Origin of the sequence: Indibacter alkaliphilus LW1, assembly GCF_000295935.2 — a bacterium.
GTDB lineage: Bacteria > Bacteroidota > Bacteroidia > Cytophagales > Cyclobacteriaceae > Indibacter > Indibacter alkaliphilus.
In genome coordinates this window covers 1-20,350 of record NZ_ALWO02000023.1, presented here as the reverse complement: position 1 = coordinate 20,350, position 20,350 = coordinate 1, and the positions used below count along the sequence as shown (strand labels likewise).

The 20,350-nt window shown below is 38.7% G+C and carries 20 protein-coding genes and 1 tRNA gene; 7 read left to right on the top strand and 14 right to left on the bottom strand.

Going from position 1 to position 20,350, the window contains the following annotated elements; genetic code table 11:
- Positions 1 to 42: 42 nt before the first annotated feature.
- Complete coding sequence (locus tag A33Q_RS04315) at positions 43 to 477, top strand: hypothetical protein (RefSeq protein WP_009032280.1); 435 nt, start codon at positions 43 to 45, stop codon at positions 475 to 477.
- Between the two features lie 90 nt (positions 478 to 567).
- Here the strand turns inward: A33Q_RS04315 and A33Q_RS04310 are convergent, their stop codons facing one another.
- Both A33Q_RS04310 and A33Q_RS04305 read right to left on the bottom strand, forming a co-directional pair.
- Entirely contained in the window at positions 568 to 3,702 is a 3,135-nt protein-coding gene (locus A33Q_RS04310; protein ID WP_009032279.1) for an AsmA-like C-terminal region-containing protein, read from the bottom strand.
- Between the two features lie 79 nt (positions 3,703 to 3,781).
- Positions 3,782 to 5,242, bottom strand: a complete 1,461-nt coding sequence (locus tag A33Q_RS04305; RefSeq protein WP_009032278.1) for a sulfatase family protein — start codon at positions 5,240 to 5,242, stop codon at positions 3,782 to 3,784.
- Between the two features lie 147 nt (positions 5,243 to 5,389).
- On the opposite strand from A33Q_RS04305, the gene A33Q_RS04300 reads away from it, so the two are divergent.
- Positions 5,390 to 6,601 (top strand): PQQ-dependent sugar dehydrogenase, encoded by a 1,212-nt coding sequence (locus A33Q_RS04300; protein ID WP_009032277.1) that lies wholly within the window; start codon positions 5,390 to 5,392, stop codon positions 6,599 to 6,601.
- Between the two features lie 32 nt (positions 6,602 to 6,633).
- On the opposite strand, the gene A33Q_RS04295 is transcribed toward A33Q_RS04300, so the two are convergent.
- Positions 6,634 to 7,077, bottom strand: a complete 444-nt coding sequence (locus A33Q_RS04295; protein WP_009032276.1) for a DinB family protein — start codon at positions 7,075 to 7,077, stop codon at positions 6,634 to 6,636.
- Between the two features lie 10 nt (positions 7,078 to 7,087).
- Positions 7,088 to 8,179, bottom strand: coding sequence for a 6-phosphofructokinase (locus A33Q_RS04290; RefSeq protein ID WP_009032275.1), 1,092 nt, complete (start codon positions 8,177 to 8,179; stop codon positions 7,088 to 7,090).
- Between the two features lie 140 nt (positions 8,180 to 8,319).
- On the opposite strand from A33Q_RS04290, the gene A33Q_RS04285 reads away from it, so the two are divergent.
- The 4 genes from A33Q_RS04285 to A33Q_RS04270 all read left to right on the top strand — a co-directional run bounded on the left by A33Q_RS04285 (position 8,320) and on the right by A33Q_RS04270 (position 12,696).
- The gene (locus A33Q_RS04285; protein ID WP_009032274.1) at positions 8,320 to 9,060 is read left to right on the top strand and encodes an NYN domain-containing protein; all 741 of its coding nucleotides are present in this window, start codon (positions 8,320 to 8,322) and stop codon (positions 9,058 to 9,060) included.
- Positions 9,061 to 9,152: 92 nt separating this feature from the next.
- The gene (gene mnmA, locus A33Q_RS04280; RefSeq protein WP_040490027.1) at positions 9,153 to 10,364 is read left to right on the top strand and encodes a tRNA 2-thiouridine(34) synthase MnmA; all 1,212 of its coding nucleotides are present in this window, start codon (positions 9,153 to 9,155) and stop codon (positions 10,362 to 10,364) included.
- 50 nt (positions 10,365 to 10,414) lie between these two features.
- Positions 10,415 to 11,125, top strand: coding sequence for a pseudouridine synthase (locus tag A33Q_RS04275; RefSeq protein WP_009032272.1), 711 nt, complete (start codon positions 10,415 to 10,417; stop codon positions 11,123 to 11,125).
- Positions 11,126 to 11,214: 89 nt separating this feature from the next.
- Complete coding sequence (locus A33Q_RS04270) at positions 11,215 to 12,696, top strand: M28 family peptidase (protein ID WP_009032271.1); 1,482 nt, start codon at positions 11,215 to 11,217, stop codon at positions 12,694 to 12,696.
- Between the two features lie 19 nt (positions 12,697 to 12,715).
- Here A33Q_RS04270 and A33Q_RS04265 read toward each other — a convergent pair whose 3' ends face one another.
- Positions 12,716 to 13,576, bottom strand: a complete 861-nt coding sequence (locus A33Q_RS04265) for a bile acid:sodium symporter family protein (RefSeq protein WP_009032270.1) — start codon at positions 13,574 to 13,576, stop codon at positions 12,716 to 12,718.
- A gap of 146 nt (positions 13,577 to 13,722) precedes the next feature.
- On the opposite strand from A33Q_RS04265, the gene A33Q_RS04260 reads away from it, so the two are divergent.
- Positions 13,723 to 14,313: a hypothetical protein gene (locus A33Q_RS04260; RefSeq protein WP_009032269.1), complete on the top strand. Its 591-nt coding sequence runs from the start codon at positions 13,723 to 13,725 to the stop codon at positions 14,311 to 14,313.
- Here the strand turns inward: A33Q_RS04260 and A33Q_RS04255 are convergent, their stop codons facing one another.
- From A33Q_RS04255 to A33Q_RS04215, 9 genes are all read right to left on the bottom strand, one after another.
- Positions 14,314 to 14,874 (bottom strand): 1-acyl-sn-glycerol-3-phosphate acyltransferase, encoded by a 561-nt coding sequence (locus tag A33Q_RS04255; protein WP_009032268.1) that lies wholly within the window; start codon positions 14,872 to 14,874, stop codon positions 14,314 to 14,316.
- The gene (locus A33Q_RS04250; protein WP_009032267.1) at positions 14,874 to 15,674 is read right to left on the bottom strand and encodes a patatin-like phospholipase family protein; all 801 of its coding nucleotides are present in this window, start codon (positions 15,672 to 15,674) and stop codon (positions 14,874 to 14,876) included. The genes A33Q_RS04255 and A33Q_RS04250 overlap by 1 nt, the downstream gene beginning before the upstream one ends.
- Positions 15,664 to 16,509, bottom strand: coding sequence for an MBL fold metallo-hydrolase (locus A33Q_RS04245; protein ID WP_040489923.1), 846 nt, complete (start codon positions 16,507 to 16,509; stop codon positions 15,664 to 15,666). Before A33Q_RS04245 ends, A33Q_RS04250 begins: the two co-directional genes overlap by 11 nt.
- A gap of 74 nt (positions 16,510 to 16,583) precedes the next feature.
- Positions 16,584 to 17,531: an acetyl-CoA carboxylase carboxyltransferase subunit alpha gene (locus tag A33Q_RS04240; protein ID WP_009032265.1), complete on the bottom strand. Its 948-nt coding sequence runs from the start codon at positions 17,529 to 17,531 to the stop codon at positions 16,584 to 16,586.
- A 219-nt stretch (positions 17,532 to 17,750) separates the two neighbouring features.
- Complete coding sequence (locus tag A33Q_RS04235) at positions 17,751 to 18,914, bottom strand: lycopene cyclase family protein (RefSeq protein WP_009032264.1); 1,164 nt, start codon at positions 18,912 to 18,914, stop codon at positions 17,751 to 17,753.
- Positions 18,915 to 19,042: 128 nt separating this feature from the next.
- A complete protein-coding gene (locus A33Q_RS04230) occupies positions 19,043 to 19,270 on the bottom strand; it encodes a GIY-YIG nuclease family protein (RefSeq protein ID WP_040489905.1) in 228 nt (75 codons plus the stop codon).
- 109 nt (positions 19,271 to 19,379) lie between these two features.
- Positions 19,380 to 19,637 (bottom strand): GIY-YIG nuclease family protein, encoded by a 258-nt coding sequence (locus A33Q_RS04225; RefSeq protein ID WP_040489904.1) that lies wholly within the window; start codon positions 19,635 to 19,637, stop codon positions 19,380 to 19,382.
- Positions 19,638 to 19,783: 146 nt separating this feature from the next.
- On the bottom strand, positions 19,784 to 20,041 hold the full coding sequence (locus tag A33Q_RS04220; protein WP_009036510.1) for a GIY-YIG nuclease family protein: 258 nt from the start codon (positions 20,039 to 20,041) through the stop codon (positions 19,784 to 19,786).
- A 35-nt stretch (positions 20,042 to 20,076) separates the two neighbouring features.
- A tRNA-Asp gene (locus A33Q_RS04215) sits at positions 20,077 to 20,150 on the bottom strand.
- Positions 20,151 to 20,350 lie beyond the last annotated feature (200 nt).

Sequence of the window (20,350 nt, the reverse complement as noted above, 5' to 3'; positions counted from 1 at the left end):
AAAACAAAATTTTTAACCAAACACTTAATCTAAATAAAAATCATGTATACCGGACTTCAACATCTTCATTCAGGTCTCGCCTACCTAGTTCTGGCAGCCTTGGCTATTGTCTTTATTTACGCCTTGATAGGCTCTTTGAGTAATCGCCCCTTTACAGAAAAAGATAGGAAAATTGCATTGATCGCATTTATACTTGCTCACGTACAGCTACTCGTAGGCTTAATCCTTTATTTTGTCAGCCCTGTAGGATTTTCATTACTAAAAGGAGGCGGAGCCATGTCTGACAGTGCGGCCAGATTAACTGCCTTGGAGCACCCTTTGATCAATATCGTAGCCATAGTCGTGATTACCATCGGATATTCAAGAGCTAAAAAACTTGCTGATAGCAGAGCCAAATTCAGATCAATTTACATGCTTTATGCTATTGGTCTTCTGCTTATCCTGAGCAGAATCCCTTGGGGAAGCTGGATAGGATAAAATCCATTCCAAAGTAAAACACCTCACGCAAACAGAGTCTTGCTTGTGTGAGGTGTTTTTTTATTCTTGAATTGATTACAAGACAGTACTTCACTTTTTTTTATCTTTTCCAAGTCCGATTTTGAAATCATCCGGAGTCCCTTTCATGGTGACATTCACAAACCTTACTCTGGAATTAGGATCTCTGTAAACTATCTCATCTTCCTGCTCAGCATCAATTTCTTCTCTTGACCTTCCTCCGAAAAGTGATCTAAACCCAACCTGTGTTACAAGAGCTAAAGGAATCCGAATAAAGTAATCCATATTCATATCTAAGCTTTGTTTTCCTGATATCTCAATAAAACCCAAGCTGGAATTAATATTCATCCTAGGAATATTCAGCACACCTTCCTTGAGATCAAAGGTATTTTTAAGTGTATCAAAACGTACAAGATTCATGTTTTTATCTTTGAAATAATCACCCATCGCACGCAATGGAGCAAAGTTGACCAAACTCCCTTTATAAACCGTTAGGTTCATGGAAGCTTCGGACTTTTCTATGATTGGTGTAAGGTCAGGGTGTACCAAAAAATTGCTTTTTATAATCCCCGAAACAAGGCCATGAAGGTTTTCATTGATCAATTGATCCTGACCGAAATTATCAAATTTGATCAGCAACTTATCCAGATCCAGCTTTTCTGCCTTCATCGTGCTATTGAAGTAAATTTGCTCTGGATCTGATCCATTGAAATAGCCCTTGATCCCCAAAGTGCCATCAGCTGCTCTCAAACCCAGGGTATCAACATACAAGTAGTGATTCGGTGTAGTTCTGCCATTGAAAACCACATCCTCCAACCAGAAAGTATGATAATTCAGCTTTTTGATCTTCGCAGAGAAATCCATATCAGAAAAAGGGAGTTCAAAAATATTGAAAGAGTCTGCATGGTTCACCTCCTTTTCAATGGATTCAAATCCCATCAGTGCATCCAAATCCAAACTTTTTGCTTCGATTGAAAAACGGTTTCTCTTGCTTACTCTAGGCTCTCCAACCAAATAACCAACATCAATCCTGAAGTCTGAACTTCCCATTTTACCCTCGAGACCTTCAATAGTAAGATAATCTTCTTCATAATGTACCCTTCCTTTGAAATCCTCAAGTTTCAATGGATGAAGTTTCATTTTACCTTCTAATCTGTCTAAATACAAATCCGCAGACTTGAAGACCTCCTCATAATTCAATTCTACTTTTCCAGCCACAAATACTTGAGAAAAAATCTCATCTTTATAATCTTCCGGAAGGTAATTGACTCCATTATAACTGATCAAATCCTTAACAATTAGCCGATCCGATTTGAGTTCAAATGAAAAATTACTTTTTCCCTCGGTCTTTTCTTTGAACCACTTGGAATAATTGTCAATACCTCCTGTAAACTGGAAATCTGAGGCATCAATCATGCCCGTAAAATCTATGATTTCCATACTGTTGTCACCTATAAGAATATCTACATCAAAATCATGAAACTCATGTGGGTAGTTATTGAGCTTTGCATAAAAGTCTTCAATAAAAAACTCCCCTTTTGGAAGATATTCAAAATTTCTAAGATCATTCCCTGTAGATTCAAAGGCCAGCTTTACACTAAAATCGGTCAATACTTCAGTAAGTGAAGTATCTGCAGGAATCAATTGGCCAAAATCAATTTTGGAGGCTTTAGCTTCCAACTTTGCCTTTACAGGGTCATTGTCTGCATGCAGCAATGAAGGGAAATCATCGAAAGAGCCCTTCAAAGAAAAATCAGAGTCTAAAATCTTGAAGTTGAGGTTTTCCAATTTCATATTTCCACCCTTCATCATTGCATAGGCATTGAGTTGCCTTACTGGATATGGTAATTCAGGAATGGTAAAATTTAAGTTTTTTACAATCAATTCACTCTGAAGACTATTCTGAACATCTGAAATGGTTTCTATTCCTCCTTCAAGGTCTATAAGCTCATCAAAATCCATATTCAAAATCACCTGACCACTGATTCCTAAAAGACCTTCTATTTCAAAAAACTCACCTAAAAATCCCAGATCGAGATCTGCATTAAGGTTGATTTTCACATACGGGTTTTCAAAATCCCTGATGACTAAGCGGCCTTGAAAAACACCTTCATCAGGTCTTGCATTGAAGTTTAGAAGTTGGAATTCAGAAGTTTTGAGGCTTCTTTCTTTTCCATTGGTAAAAAAACCTGTAAACCTTAATTGATCTACCTTTTTATCAATACTAGGATTTAAGAAATAGGCATTGTCGCAGCCAAATTCCACTGCTATCTCCGGGACTTGTCCATTTCCTGCTTTTCCTTTAATTGTTCCATTAAAAAACACATCTCCTTCATTTTTATATCTTTTGAGGATGGAAGCTGTTTCATTGGGTAAAAACGCAGCAATCAAAGAAAAATCAGGTTTCTCACCAAAAAGTCTTATATCCATATCCAACCCCTCTCCTACCAGTAAGCTACCGGATAAGCCCAGCAAAGCCTCCTCCAATTTAATATTTGATTTCTCAATAGTTACCCTCGACTGTCCCTCATCATAATTCATACTTAGTCCAAGATTAACATGCTTATCATTGAAAAAAGTAGGCTCCCCATCTTGAAGGTAATCCATGATCAAATCTCCAGCGACTTCAATAAAAATAAGTCCTTGATCGATTCTGAACCCTGCATTTATTTTCTCCAAAACAGCATCTATGGCAGTACCACTACCAAAATCATCAAATGAAAGGGCTACATTATCCAATAATACCGAGGAGAGGTCCAAACTCAAGGCCTCACTTTCAGATGATCGTGCCTGCTCAGTCTCTATGGCTTTTAACAAATTCAATATTCCTGATTCTGGTTGCACCAAATTTAATTTACCAGAGCTCAGCCTGATTGATTTTACTGTGTAATTGCTTGATAAAATATCGGTAATCCTGAATCCTACATAAAGGTCGTTTACATTTAAAACCGTATCTGAATACTGCCCCTTTTCTTCAAATAAGGAAAGGCCTTCCAAATCAATAGAAACATAAGGGAAGTTTTTGAAAGGAGATATATGGGAATCCATTATTCTCAGTTCACCATGAATGCTTTCATTCAGACCTTCAACCGCCTTTTGGGTAAGCTGCTTTTGGTTTTGATATAGAAGAAATACTGCGATAGTGGGAATTACAATCAGGGAAAACAAAAATACACTTAGAATTATCCAGATTTTTTTATACTTCATTATGAAACTTTGAATTAGATCAATAAATGAACGCAAATAACGTTCCTTTGATTCTTAAAAAAACCTAAAATTAAAGATATCAATCTATTCTTCCCGGCTCCCTATTATTTTTACCTTTCATGTTGACAAGGGCATCTCCCATATCATCCCTCACGCTGTCGGCATATTTCAAAATCAAGTCTACTATATCCTGATTCTCTGATATGACATTTTTCTCCTCTGAAGGATCTGTTGGAATATGATAAAGTTCCATTTCAGTCAAATCAAGCATCTCATATTTGATCGGGATTCCATCATCTCTGGATTCTTGACCGGGAGCGATTGATCTAAACCTGTGAGGGAAATAGAGTTTCCATTCATCCATTACGATAGCCTGCAATTCATTTCTGTTGTAATAAATAAAATAAGCTTCTTGAGGTGATTTGTGTTTTTCATCCAAGATCATCTTCCAAATACTCTTACCGTCAATAGGTAATTCAGGCAGTTTTGCCCCTGTTATCTCCGCTATGGTTGGCAAAATGTCAATACTCATAGCAGGGTTAGTTTGAACTTTACCTTCGGGGATTTTGCCTTTCCACTGCATGATTGAAGGTATTTTTACTCCTCCGTCCCATGAGGTTCCTTTTCCCTCCTTGAGAGGGTATGCCGATCCAGCATGTAAAGAATAAGAAAGCCAAGGACCATTATCAGAAAGAAAAATAACCAAAGTATTTTCCTCCAAACCCTTACTTTTTAATGACTCCAATACTTGCCCCACCGACCAATCTATTTCCATGATGACATCCCCATAAAGCCCTCTTTCAGACTTTCCTTCGAATTTGTCTGAAACAAAAAGCGGTACGTGAGGCATTGGATGGGCCAAATAGAGGAAAAATGGGGTTTCTTTATTTCTTTCAATAAAATCCAATGACTTTTCTGTTAACACTGTGGTCAACATACTTTGGTCATGATGCAGTGTATCTACTACTTCATCATTCTCATACAGGGGGAGAGGTGGGTAATAGTTTTTTGTTTCTGGATGATTGGGCCACATGTCATTCGAATAAGGAATTCCAAAATACTCATCAAAACCTTGTTGAACAGGTAAAAACTCAGGATGATGTCCCAAGTGCCATTTTCCAAATATTGCCGTCTGATATCCTAGAGGTTTCAACATTTCTGCAATCGTGGTCTCATCTGGATTCAGGCCATGATTACTGGAATGATCCAAGGCACCATGGATTCCAAGTCGATTGCTGTAAGTCCCTGTAAGAAGTGCTGCTCTTGATGCAGAACATACCGCCTGCGCTACATAAAAATTACTAAAGCGAACACCTTCCTTTGCCATATTATCAAGATTTGGTGTACTGATATCCTTGGAACCAAACACTCCTACATCATTGTAACCTTGATCATCTGTAAAAATAATCACCACATTGGGTAATTTTCTCCACTCTTCTTGTCTTTTAGAAGTACAAGAAAAGTTTAAAAATAGAATTAAAAGAAACGCGAGCGCATTTAAATTAGATTGAAATCTCTCAAATAGATGTTTTAAGGCCATTTTTTACGTTTTAGCAGGTAATACCTACTTGAATATATAAAAAACTAAGACAAAAAATTAATGTGTAAGGCTTTATAACCTCTGTTGGTTTCCTATTTGCAAGGTTTTAATTGAATTCCTTTTTTAACCATTTATTTTAGAAAAATCATGGATAAATTCATTTTAAAAATCATCATACTAACCTGGGTTTTATCAGGTATTATTCCTCAAGCCAAATCCCAATCGGTAATCAATAAAATTGTTGAAGAAAACATCAATAGCGAGGAGACTTCCTTTAGAGTGGTTCAATTGATAGAAGGTCTTGAGCATCCATGGGCCCTGGCTTGGCTGGAAGACGGCAGCATGTTGATTACAGAAAGACCCGGAAGGCTTCTGCATATTGAGGGAGAAAAAATAACTTCCATAAATAATCTTCCCAAAATAGATACTGATGAGGATCAAAAAACTGCTCCTGACGGAGGTAATCAAGGGGGCTTATTAGATGTAGTAACCCACCCGGATTATAAATCAAATGGATGGATATATTTCACCTTTTCCAGCCCGGGAGACGATGATTCCAATTTCAGTGACGATGATTACGCCACAGGAACAGCTCTTGGCAGGGCCCGCCTTTCGGCCAAGAAAGACGCGCTTGAAGACTTGGAGATTCTTTATACCCAAATACCCCGAACAGAACCTGGTAGACATTATGGAAGCAGAATTGTTTTCCCTGGAGATGGGACGGTTTTGTTTTCTATAGGTGACAGGGGCATAAGATATCCTTCTCAAGACCTAACAGATCCAGCTGGTTCTATCATCCGACTTAAAGAAGTCGGTGGTGCTCCAATGGACAATCCATTTGTCAATGTTGCCCCTGGGAATTTAAGACCTGAAATTTTCTCTTTTGGACATAGAAATAATCAGGGAATGGCGATCAGACCCAACGGACAAATCTGGAGCAGTGAGCACGGGCCCAGTGGAGGAGATAAGTTACACTTGATCCAAAAAGGAAAAAACTATGGGTGGCCTCAGGTAAGTCAAGGAGTGGAATATTCATCTGAAGCAAAAATAGGAATTGGTACAGAAGCTCCTGGAGTCGAGCAACCTAAACATATATGGAAAGAATCAATGGCACCATCAGGTTTGGCGTTTCATATTGATGGAAGAATAGAAGCTTGGAACGGGAATTTATTTGCAGGATCACTTTACAAGAAACAACTTCATAGGTTAGTTTTAGAAGGAGATGAAGTCGTTCACGATGAAGTTCTTCTTACAGAAAAAATAGGAAGAATAAGGGATGTAAGAATAGGCCCTGATGGCTTACTTTATATGCTGACTGATCACTCTGATGGAGGCTTGTTCAGAATAGAACCTAAATAAATGGAGGCAGCACAAAGGGCTGCCTCTTTTTTTTATACATCCAATAATCTTCTGTGGTAATTGATCTGACCTAAGTGGTAATTTAAATGGGACACTAAATGAAGTAGAAAATACTCATAGGTGATTGGTTCATCAAAAACCATTTCAGGGTAAGTTCTGGCAAACCAGTCCTCGGGAAACTGTAAAAGCACATGAGAAACAAGCTGTTGGGCCTGTTCAATTTGATCCAACAGTTCTTTTCTACTGACATTTTTTAAGCTGAATTCAGCTTCCCTATCTCTTTGGTATCCATTACTTCCAATCACAGCTCCAATGTAATGGTTGAGATTACCAATTAAATGTAAAGCAAGATTGCCTGTGGAGTTCCTGATTTCCCCTGAAACTTTCCAAAGGTTTGTTTCATTTCCATAGGCAAGGATTTCATTTTTGAGCTTATCCAAATCTCTCTCAAAGAGAGTCAAAAGTACATCCTTCATATTAAATAATTTAATCTCCGAAGACTATCCCTAATCCCCGTGCTCCATCCACTATAAAACTGTCCTTGTCTACGACATTGTATTCCTTCGTTGCATTCTCCAAAGGCACTGCTTTGAAATCATTGTTGACGAAGGCCACCATTTTTCCAAACTCACCAGCTTGAACCAGATCGAATGCTTTGACGCCAAATAATGAGGCTAACACCCTATCGAATGCAATAGGAGTGCCCCCTCTTTGTACGTGACCTAGCACTGTCTCTCTGATCTCGGCCTTGACACCGGCATCTTTGAGCTGTTGGGATAGTTGATATGCAACCCCACCCAATCTCACATGCCTTGACCCCTCTTCTCCTTTTTGGGCGACGATACTCCCTGCTTGGGCTTTAGCTCCTTCTGCAATTACAATATTGACGAAACCTCTTCCATCATTGTATCTTGATTCAATCCTTTTTACCACCTTTCCCAAGTCATAGGGAATTTCGGGTATAAGGCAAATTTCGGCACCACCGGCTATTGCTGTGTGCAAAGCTATCCAACCGGCATCTCTCCCCATGACTTCCATTATCATCACTCTATGATGGCTCTCTGCGGTGGTTACCAGTTTATCAAAGCTGTCAGAAGCAATCTGAACCGCTGTCTGAAAACCAAAAGTCATATCAGTAGCAGAGAGATCATTATCAATGGTTTTGGGAACCCCTACTATGGGCAGACCTTTGTCAAAAAGTGCTTTGGAAATCTTCTGAGAGCCATCCCCTCCAATATTAATCACTGCATCAAAACCTAGAGATTTAATTTTTTCTGCCAGCTCCTGTGTCTTATCTACAAAAATCACTTTCCCATGCTCATCCTTGACAGGGAAGTGAAGAGGATCAGCTTTATTGGTAGTCTGTAAAATTGTACCACCTCGGACATGAATACCCGCTGTTTTCTTTCCGCTTAATTTGATGATTCTTGGAGGGTTTTCATTTACTCCATTGAAGGCTTCCATACTGCCGTAGACCTCCCACTGCTTTGATTTTTTTGCTCTTTTGCAAATCCCCCGGATTACAGCATTGAGTCCTGGGCAATCACCTCCCCCGGTAGCTACTAAAAGTTTTTTCATTATTGTCAAAATTGATTACTTGATGCAACTTACAAAAATTGACTCTAAAACATACTGCACTCAGGAATAGTATCTGAATTCAACAACTGTTCAATGAATATTGATTAAATTGGCACCAAACCATCAACTTTGAATTTTTTATGCAAAATGATATCAGAATAGCCGTATTGATAGATGCAGATAATGTCTCATCCAATCCCATCAAAGAAATGATGGAAGAAATAGCCAAATACGGAAACCCAACAGTAAAGAGGATCTATGGAGATTGGACAAAGCCCCAATTGGCCAAATGGAAAAACGTCTTGTTAGAAAATGCCATCAGCCCTATTCAACAATATGGGTACACTACAGGAAAAAACGCCACAGATTCTGCAATGATCATTGATGCAATGGATATTCTTTATTCTGAAAAAGTGAATGGATTTTGTCTTGTTTCAAGTGACAGTGATTTCACCAAATTGGCTATGCGCTTGAGAGAAGCGGGTATGTTGGTGTTGGGAATGGGGGAAAAGAAAACACCTGAACCCTTTATTGCTGCCTGTGACAAATTTATTTATGTGGAAATTCTTCAGAAAGAAGAAGAGCCAGAATTGAATTTTCAAAAAGGAAAAACGAGCACCAGGCCTCAGGTAGACAAAATAACACCAAAATTGATCCGGCTGATTTACAATACCATCTCCGATTTGGCAGACGATGATGGTTGGGCATTCATGGGAGATGTAGGAAATCTACTTCAGAAAAAACAACCGAACTTTGATTCGAGAAACTATGGATTTCAGAAACTAACTCCTTTAGTCAGCTCAATAAATGCATTCGAAATAGAACAAAGAGAAGCTCAAAAAGGAAAGCACAAATTGATTTATGTAAGAAATAAAGATTGATTGAATAACTTCGCGAACCAATTGCTGTTAAGAAATTGTTCCAAAGCGTATGAAAACTCATGGACCTTTAACCCATGAATAATTTCAAAATTATGGAAAATAAAAAAAGGGTAGTCGTCGGACTGTCCGGAGGAGTAGATTCCTCAGTTGCGGCCTATCTTCTGAAAGAAGCAGGTTATGAAGTCATCGGGATGTTTATGAAAAACTGGCATGATGAATCTGTCACCATTTCCAATGAATGTCCTTGGATGGAGGACAGTACAGACGCCATGCTTGTTGCTGAAAAACTTGGCATCCCCTTCCAGGCAATTGACCTAAGTGAAGATTACAGAGAGCGGATTGTTGATTATATGTTTGCAGAATATGAAGCTGGAAGAACTCCAAACCCTGATATTCTCTGCAACAGAGAGATCAAATTTGATATTTTCTTGAAAGCTGCCCAAAAGCTTAAAGCAGATTATGTTGCAACAGGTCATTACTGTCAAAAAAATCAATTTCAAAAGGATGGGAAAACCATTTACCAGCTGATAGCAGGAGCTGACCCAAATAAAGACCAAAGTTATTTTCTTTGTCAATTGGATCAGGAACAGTTATCCAAAGCACTATTCCCAATTGGGCATCTTCAAAAATCCGAGGTTAGAAAAATTGCAAAAGAACAAGACCTGATCACGGCAGATAAAAAAGATAGCCAAGGACTCTGTTTCATCGGAAAAGTAAGATTACCGGATTTTCTACAACAACAACTCAAACCCAAGAAAGGCGAAATTCTGATGGTCAGTGAGGATTTGCCAATTTATCAAAAAACAAATATTCCTGCGGGTATAGATACTCAGGATTTGGATATTGAAATGCTTGAAAGCATTTGTCTACCTATCCAATACAATCCGGTAGACGGAAAAAAAGTAGGGGAACATACCGGCGCTCATTATTTCACAGTTGGTCAAAGAAAAGGCCTTCAAGTGGGAGGAACTGGCAAACCGCTTTTTGTTATTGCTACGGATACCCAGTCCAATATTATTTATACAGGACTGGGTGAGGATCACCCAGGTCTAAATAGGTATGGCTTATTTGTACCTGCCCAAGAGGTGCATTGGATTAGGGAGGATCTGAAACTAAACCCTGGCGAATCAGCCAGGTACCAAACGCGCATCCGTTACAGGCAACCTTTGTCTGAAGCCACACTTCTAATGAAAAAAGAGGGGCTTTTTGTGGTTTTTGACCAATTGCAAAGAGGTATTGCATCTGGGCAATTTGTGGCCTGGTACATAGAAAATGAAGCTGTTGGGTCAGGGGTAATTTATTAACTCAAGATTCTCCGGACTGACCCTGAGATGATTAAAGACAATCCAAAATATTGAATCCTTTATTGAATGTAATTTACGAAGATGAAGATTATATCATCATTGATAAGCCGGCTGGCGTACTGGTCCATAAGACCAGTATAGCCAAAGAAGAACAAAAACTCATAGCTGTTCAGATTCTGAGGGACCAAATAGGCTGTAGGGTCTATCCGCTTCACCGGATAGACAGGCCTACTACCGGAATCTTGGTTTTTGCCAAATCTTCGGAAGCAGCTGGGTTATTTCAACCTTTATTCCCTACAGATGCTGTCAAAAAAAAGTATCTCGCAGTAGTGAGAGGATTTATGCCAGAAATTCCAGGAACTATTGATTCCCCATTGAAAAAAGACCTTCACGGTGAACTTCAGGAAGCAAGGACAGAATACAGCCTCATTTCAAAATCAGAGATCCCTTATTCATCTTCACCGAGATATAAAACAAGCCGGTATTCCTTGATCAGAGCTTATCCAATAACTGGCAGAATGCACCAAATCAGAAGACATATGGCTCACTTAAGGCATTATATCATAGGAGATACCACACATGGAGATAATAAGCAGAATAATTTTTTCAGGGCTCAATTCGATTTGAATAACCTGTTATTGCATGCATTTCAATTGGATTTTATTCATCCGAAAAAACAGATACCCATCTCTGTTACAGCACCATTACCATCTCACTTTCTTGAAATTCTGAAAAAACTTGAATTGGAACTACCATTGTAAAATAGTTATCTTACTATTACTCCTTATATTATGACTGATTTATTGTTTTTCTAAAAATCAAAAAAATTAACAAACTACCCTTAAAAATTATGAAGTTGAAAATCACATTAGCACTACTAGTTTTCAGTTTTTGTGCGAGTGCTCAAAATGAAAAAGAAAGAATTGAAGCAGCTTTTGATGAGAAAGATGCATTGTCAAGTTTTAGATATCTAGCTTCGGATGAATTAATGGGACGCGATCCAATAAGACCAGAGATAGATGCAGCCTCAAGGTTTATTGCAGAGCAGTTTTGGAAGTATGGAGCAAAAAAAATCCAAGGAGCCAATGGCTACTATCAGCATATTCCATTCCGATTATCTGCACCTCCTGAAAGTGGGAAATTGATTTTGGGAGAAAAAGTATATCAGCAGGGTGAAGATATTTTAGTACTTGATGGTCCATCTTATATTGGTGAACACGAACTGATTGTCTTAGGGTACGGCCTTGAAAGTGATTATAAAGGAAAAGATGTAAGGGGTAAAGTAGTTGTAACAAATGTAGGTGAGCCTGGCAAACTAGGGCCCGCTGATCTTTTTTCAGGAGGTAGAAAAAAACTTGCCCTAGCCAAAGAAAAAGGAGCTGTAGCTTTGGTTGAAATTTTCAATGTTCCAACGCTTCCATGGCAAATGGCTACAAACTTCCTAAACCGATCCCAATTGACTATCGATACAAGTGGAGGAACCGAAAGTATCCCCTATTTGTGGCTTAAGGATCCAAAAAATGAACTGATAAACGCTATAGGTAAAGGAGATTATCCGTCAGCTGGGCTTGAAATTAAGGGAAAAGTAAATAAGGCCATTATTGGAAAAAATGTTGTAGCCTACATTGAAGGGTCAGACCCGGAATTGAAAGAGGAGTATATCATGCTTTCAGCACACTATGATCATGTGGGAGTTGGCAGACCAAATGCAGAAGGTGACTCCATTTACAATGGAGCAAGAGATAATGCTGTAGGCACTGTAGCTGTAATTAAAGCTGCAAAATATTTTGTAAAAAATCCTCCAAAGAGATCAATCTTACTATGCGCTTGGACGGCTGAGGAAAAGGGATTGCTGGGGAGTGGTTATTTTGCTGACAACCCACTAGTGCCCTTAGACAAAATTGTCTATAATCTTAATATAGACAACGGAGGGTATAATGATACATCTATCATTACTGTAATCGGTTTTGGGAGAACTTCTATAGATCCTTTGATAGCTGAAGCTACAGAGATTTTTGGCCTTAAAACAATCGGAGATCCATCTCCGGAGCAAGGGCTTTATGACAGGTCTGACAATGTGAATTTTGCTAGAAAGGGAATTCCCTCTCCAACCTTCAGCTTAGGGTTTACAGCATTTGATGAAGAAATTACCCGGCACTATCATCAGCCATCTGATGAAGTGGATAATTTTGACTTGGACTATGCTGTCAAATATTGGAAATCATATATACTCACCGCTGAAAAAATCGCCAACAATCCGGAAAGACCTATTTGGACAGCAGGAGATAAATATGAACAGGCTGCCAAAGAGTTGTATGGTTATGAAAAATAGAATTTGATCAAGAGCCCGTCTAATAGCGGGCTCTCTTATTTGCTGCAAAAATTATGATTGCTGAAGTAATAAACATGATAAGGCTGTAAATGGCTATTGGGATAGTCATCTCCGAGTTTTTAAGAAGTGTGGCAGCAATCATGATTCCAAGTGTCCCATTCTGGATTCCTGATTCTATTGAAATAGTTAAACGCTGTCTTTTAGGTAATAAAAAAACAGAGGCCAAGAAAAATCCAACAACAAGTGTAATCAAATTTAGGGAAAACATAACCGGGCCGGACAAAACAAAAAACTCCACAATGGATTCCTTTTCTTTTAAAATTGCTGCAAAGATGATCAGAGCAAAAAACACAGCTGATGCAAACCTTACAGGTCTGTCCGCTTTGATAGCTAAAACAGGAAACTTCTTCTTAAGAAACATGCCTATGGAAACCGGTATAACAGTAACCCCCATGATCTGAATGATAGTTTCCATAATTGGTAAAGTGACACTACCCTCCTCCCCAAAGAAATTGATAGCAAAGTTTACTATTAGAGGTATGGTAACTATTGTCAGAAATGAACTTACAGCAGTGAGACTAATTGAAAGGGCTATATCTCCTCTTGAGAGGTGCGTAATCAAGTTAGAAGTGGCACCACCTGGGCAAGCAGCAAGGATCATAACACCCACGGCCATGGCCCCTGATAAACCAAATAACTGAACAAGTGCAAAGCCAAAAAGCGGTAATAGTATGAGTTGATTTGTAAGCCCCAAAATGACGGCTTTGGGGAAAATCACTATATTTTTAAAATCCTTCAAAGAGAGGGAGAGCCCCATTCCCAACATGATGAAAGCTAGGGCGAGAGGAAGAAAAACGGCCGTTAAAATACTATCCTGCATAAATTTTTTGAGTTAAAGAACACTAAATGATATTTTTCAAAAAGAGACATGAAAATCAATTTAGAAAGAAAAATCAATTATCTCAAAACGAAACAAAGAACCTCAAAAAATTGAATCCGTTTTATAATTTGATATAAATTTGAATCATGTTTAGAACACTTATCCCATGTTTGATATTTTTCCTTTTTATCTCCTGCATTCGAGATGAAAATGGGATTCCGGTTGGCTCCCAACTATTAAGCAATACGGACTTCTCCGTTTCGGAAAACAATGTTTCTCCTTGGAGTTCGGTAGCTCCAGCAGGATTTAGAGCTGGTATCAGTACAGAGGAATTTCAAACTGGAACTAGATCTGTTTTTATAGAGAGTACTGACAGCCTAAGTTCTAATTCAGGAACATGGCGCCAAACATACAGAGGGGCAATGCCTGCGCCTGGAAGAAGGTTAAGACTACAAGCCTTCATCAAGGGTGAAAATATTATTTCAAATGGATCTGTAAGTAATGTTTTTATTTCAATCAGGGCATTTCCTGTAGAAGACAGTTCGGGCATCACCAGAAACAGATTTGCTTCTACACAAAACAGGATATTGGTAAATGGGACCTTTGACTGGGAGCCTATAGAAATTGTATTACCGAGTTTTCCGGAAGAAGTGGAGGAGCTTACTGTATTTTTAGTAATGTCAGGAAAAACTTTTGGTAAGGTATACTTCGACAATGTAACCCTTTCGGTAGAATAATTACCTGATCCCTTTTTCGGGATATTTACCAGTAACGGTTCTTCCGAAAACCATCATTTCTTCAATTTGACCATCCCTGTCCCCATTTGGATAGATTACAGGTCCAATGCCTGCTTCCTTCTTTTTATAATCCAAATAACCAATTACTACCGGAACTTCTGCTCCAAGGGCAATATGGTAAAAACCTGATTTCCACCTTGGGGCATAACTTCTGGTTCCTTCAGGAGTGACCATAATTACCAATTCATCAGCTTCTTTCAGCATATTAGTCATGGCCTCTGTATAGGTTTGTTTTCTCCCGCCAGGCACTCTTTTCCTGTCAATTGCAATACCTCCTAGCCCTTTGATCAACCAACCTAAAGGCCCCACCATTATTTCTTTTTTAATCGTAAACCTTACCGGAATATCCATCAAATAAAAGGCGGCTCTAGCATATAGCAAATCCCAATTGCTTGTATGTGGGATGGCTATCAGAACAGCCTTCTTTAGACCATCCGGCCAACCTACGTTGAGTTTCCATCCAGCAATAAAAAAAACGATTTTTGACAAAAATTTCATCATTAGCTTATTGATTTAACATTGGAGTTGGCAAGTTCTAAAATCTGCTGGTTTTCTTCAATAAATATTAACGTTGCTTCATATCCCGCCTTAAAAATATCTTCGGATTTTTTGATGTCAAATACTCCATACCTTGCCAGGCCCTTTGGCTCAATAAAAAAATCACATTTTTCCTTTCTGCTGTACACATTGTAATTCATGGACATTATTACTGTCCTTTCAATAAGTTTTTTGATATTATTGATATTATGCTCAACGGGTAAATGGTTACAATTAACACCAATAATATAGTCACAAGATCCATCTAATGGCTCTACGGGAAGGTTATTAAGTACTCCCCCATCGACATAAAACTTATTGTCTATAGCAATGGGGTCAAACATCCCAGGAATACAGCTGGAGGCCATAAGAGGTCTGATTAGCGGTCCTTCTGAAAAATACACCACTTTGCCACGTTTGATATCAGTAGCTGCCACTGAGAGAGGTATTTTTAATGACTCAAATTTGTTCTCAGGAATATATTTTAAAAATAAATCTTCAACGACATCCATTTTAAGAATCCCTGTCCAAGAGATAGCAGGTCTCAAAAATTTAAAATAGTTTGTTTTGATGATGATTTCAAGGATTTCACTTGGATCATGACCTGAACAATAAAGCGCGCCCGCTATTGCGCCTGCACTGCTTCCACTTAGCCTATTGGGAAAGATGTCGTGATCGTTCAGAGCTTTCAGCACACCCAAGTGCGCTATTCCTCTTACCCCTCCTCCTGAAAGGGCAAGTCCTATCTTTTTTTCAGATTTCATTTAATGAAAATGTTTGATCAAGCCTGACTCCTTTTTCGGTCATCTTGACTGTGCAACATTCATAATTTGGATCATGTTCCAAAAAAATAACATATTCATCTCTTGCTGCTTCTTCCAAAAAAAACTTTTTCTCCTCCAATGTCAATAAAGGTCTTGTATCGTAACCCATCACATACGGTAGAGGAATATGCCCTACTGAAGGAAGTAAATCAGCAGCAAACACCAAAGTCCTGCCTTTATAATGAATTTTGGGGATCATCTGCTTATCCGTATGTCCATCAGCGGTAAAGAATTCAAACCCTTCAAATAGCTGTTTCTTTTCCAGATCCAGATACTCCAACTGTCCACTTTCCTGAATCGGAAGAATATTTTCTCTGAGAAAAGAGGCTTTTTCCCGACCATTAGGTTCCGTGGCCCAGATCCAATGGTCCCTATTGCTCCAATATTTTGCATTCGGAAAAACAGTTCTAGGCTTATTTAAATCTCCATCCTGATAGGCCACAGCACCCCCGCAATGATCAAAATGTAAATGCGTTAGAAAATTATCTGTAATATCTTTAAAATCAATTCCTGCTAGATGAAGAGATTTTTCTAAAGAATCTGTCCCATGAAGATAATAGTGCGAAAAGAATTTAGCGTCTTGTTTAGTCCCTATGCCATTATCTATCAATACAATCCTTCCCTCATCTTCCACCAAAAGACATCTCATCGCCCAAGTACAAAGGTTATTAGCATCAGCAGGATTGGTCCTGGACCATAAAACTTTGGGCACGACTCCAAACATGGCTCCACCATCAAGTTTAAAATACCCAGTATTGATTACTTTAAGATTCATTTGCAAAAGAAAAAACACAACGCCTGATAGTTCAATAAACTAATACAAGTATTGTGTCTTATGTATTATGATCTTTAATCCTCAAAAACACCCATAGAACAGAATTTCTCAATTCTTTGGTCTATTCGCTTCTCAGGCTTGACTTTATCTAACTCTTTGAGTGCCTCCAAAATGGTAGATTTTAGAGTTTTTGCCATATTTTTCATGTCTTTATGGGCTCCGCCTAAAGGCTCTTCAATAATGCCATCTATGAGGGCATTCTTTTTCATATCGCTTGCAGTCAGTTTAAGCGCTTCTGCGGCCTGCTCTTTGTAATCCCAGCTTCTCCATAATATTGAGGAGCAGGACTCAGGAGATATCACCGAATACCAGGTGTTTTCCAACATGAAAACTTTATCTCCGATAGCAATTCCCAAAGCACCGCCAGAAGCACCTTCCCCGATAATAATACAAATGACAGGTACTTTCAACATGAACATTTCCCGGAGATTTTTTGCAATAGCTTCACCTTGGCCACGTTCCTCAGCTTCAAGCCCCGGAAATGCCCCAGGTGTATCAATTAAAGTTACAATCGGCTTTCCAAACTTTTCAGCCATTTTCATCAGCCTCAATGCTTTCCTGTAGCCCTCAGGATTAGCCATTCCAAAATTCCTTTCCTGTCTTTGTTTGGTGTTTCTCCCTTTCTGTTGGCCGACAAACATCACTGTTCTTCCGTCAATATCCCCAAGGCCACCAATCATTGCTTTATCATCTTTGACAGTCCTATCTCCATGAATTTCTATAAAATCATTTGTAATTTCATATATATAGTCCAGAGCATATGGTCTGTCAGCATGTCTGGAAAGTTGAACCCTTTGCCATCTGGTAAGGTTCTGAAACGTTTCTTTTTTCAAAATCTGAATTTTATCTTCCAAAGACTGAATATCTGCAGATAAATCTATATTTCTACCTTTTGCTAAATCTTTCATTTCCTGAAGCTTTAGCTCTAAATCAGCAATTGGTTTTTCGAATTCTAATAGCATACTTAGGTTTTTTGACACTGGCAAAGATAAAAATAATCTCAGGAAGTAAAATTTAATTTACACGACTTGAAAAAAACTCTTTTGTATAGACCTGTTAGACTTCAACCTCAAATATATTTTCTGCATATTATTTTGGCAAAAAGATACATTTGATTAAATCATTGATTTCGCCAGTTCACTGTTAAATATTCCAACCAAAAACCCTCTTTCAAATTACATTTAGCGCAGCTTTCTGTATATTTCCTTCATTCCAGAAGTAAAAAAGGGCCAAAACGGAACTGAATTCCGGATTTTAAACTCCTCCCAAAAACCACTTTCATTCGCTAAAAATGCCAAGATACGCTCTGGATCATTTCCCTTGAACAAAAGACTGAAGAGCTTCTCCCCTTCTATTTTTTTATCTAATAACACATCAAGCAAAGTCATATCATACCATTGGAACATCTCGTCCCGCCAAGATAAAGGTACTAAGGGGGACTCTCCTTTCTTAAGGGCATCCACAATTTTACCTACCTGACCTTGTACAAACTGAAAAGTGTACCCTGAACTTGCTTTGGTATGTCCACCTGCTGTCCCAATATTGATGATGTGCTTTTTATCCCCCACAAATCTGGGAAATTTTGCCTTCGACATCGGAATCACACCAAATTCACGATGTAATATTTTATAATTATCTAATTTTAGTTTTTCATCTATATACTGGCGTAAAGCCACTTCATAAGTTGATTTGTCCAAAACCTTTTCTGAAAAAAGCGTGTATTCCACCAAAGCCTCATTTTCTGAAGTAGGTAACATATACATAAAGGTAGTACCATAAGATTGAGATACCGTAAAATCCATCAAAGTACCTACTTCAGCATCGAATGCTGGTTGATCACTTTGAATAAACCAACCCATGAAGTGCTGTAAAAGGGTATTTTCTTCCGACATCACAGGGTGAAACAAAGGTGTAGAATTAAACACAAATCCTGCTTTGTAAATGTTATTTACGGTTTTTATAAAGGCATTATTTCCATTGTCTCCGATTTCTTCAATCTTCTCTACCAAAAACTCAACATTGTCAAAGCTCCCTACAAAATCCAAAACATGTTTGTAAAAATCTCCTGACTGTATCATTTTGTAACTGTATTCCTTTAGAGCAAATTCACGGGTCACTGATGGAGAAAAAAAACGCAGGCTATTCCATTGCTTGCATACCAATTGTTCAAAAGGGCCAATCTCTCGTTCCCAAAAACACCAAGTCCTGTCATTTTGATTCTTTTGAAATTGATCAATTACCAAAATCTTCTTTTTAGAAAATTCTTTTTCTTTAACTAACCTGTATAACAAGCTCAAACCAGCCAATCCAGAACCTGCAAAGATAAAATCGTAGTTTTTCGACATGGATTCTTGTTTAATTATTTTCCAATAATACCATAAAATCGGGATAGTGTTTATCCAATTCCTCAAATCAAGAAACAAGATCAGAAGGAATGTTGTCGATCCTTAAGAAAATATATTGCTTGAAGACCTCAAGCTAGTATGACGAGAAACAAGGCCTTGATAAAATTTTCTCTTTTCAGCGCTTCAGTCTTTGTCGGAATGGACTCCGTGTAGACCAAAATCCACGGTTGCTTTCTTCCGGTGTATCCTTTGTGAGGGCGGTTATGTTTCTCCAAGCGTTCCACTGGATTCTGAGATACACCTATGTAAAAGCTTTTATCCTTCAGGGATTGATGTATGTAGACAAAAAAGACCATAAATGAAAAAAGTCTCAGATTTGACTGAGACTTTAAGGAATAGCCTGTCCCGTGAAACGGGAGACGGGACTCGAACCCGCGACCTTCCCGAGAACTCGGGACAGGCATTCTAACCAGCTGAACTACCTTTGATTAAACTTTCAATGAATGCTCTGCTTTTTTGAGCTTTGATAAAATTTTCTCTTTTCAGCGCTTCAGTCTTTGTCGGAAAGGACTCCGTATAGACCAAAATCCACGGTTGCTTTCTTCCGGTGTATCCTTTGTGAGGGCGGTTATGTTTCTCCAAGCGTTCCTCTGGATTCTGAGATACACCTATGTAAAAGCTTTTATCCTTCAGGGATTGATGTATGTAGACAAAAAAGACCATAAATGAAAAAAGTCTCAGATTTGACTGAGACTTTAAGGAATAGCCTGTCCCGTGAAACGGGAGACGGGACTCGAACCCGCGACCTTCCTGTGGAACGGGAGACGGACTCGAACCCGCGACCTTCCCGAGGACTCGGGACAGGCATTCTAACCAGCCGAACTACCTTTGATTAAATTTTCAATGAATACCCTGCTTTTCTGGGCTTTGATAAAATTTTCTCTTTTCAGCGCTTCAGTTTTTGTTGGGAAGGTCTCAGTATAAACCAAAACCCAAGGTTGTTTTCTACCAGTATACCCTTTGTGAGGGCGGTTGTGTTTCTCTAAGCGTTCCTCTGGATTGTGAGATACACCTACGTAAAAGCTTCTATCCTTCAGGGATTGTAGTATGTAGACAAAAAAGACCATAAATGAAAAAAGTCTCAGATATGACTGAGACTTTGCGGAATGGACGGGACTCGAACCCGCGACCTCCTGCGTGACAGGCAGGCATTCTAACCAGCTGAACTACCACTCCTTTTATTTTTTAATAACTCAACTACAGCGACCTTCCCGAAAACTCGGGACAGACAATCTAACCAGCTGAACTACCACTCTTAATATAGAACTTTTTAAACTAAAACTAATTCACTTGAAGTTCAAAACAAATGAATTTAAGCGGAATGGACGGGACTCGAACCCGCGACCTCCTGCGTGACAGGCAGGCATTCTAACCAG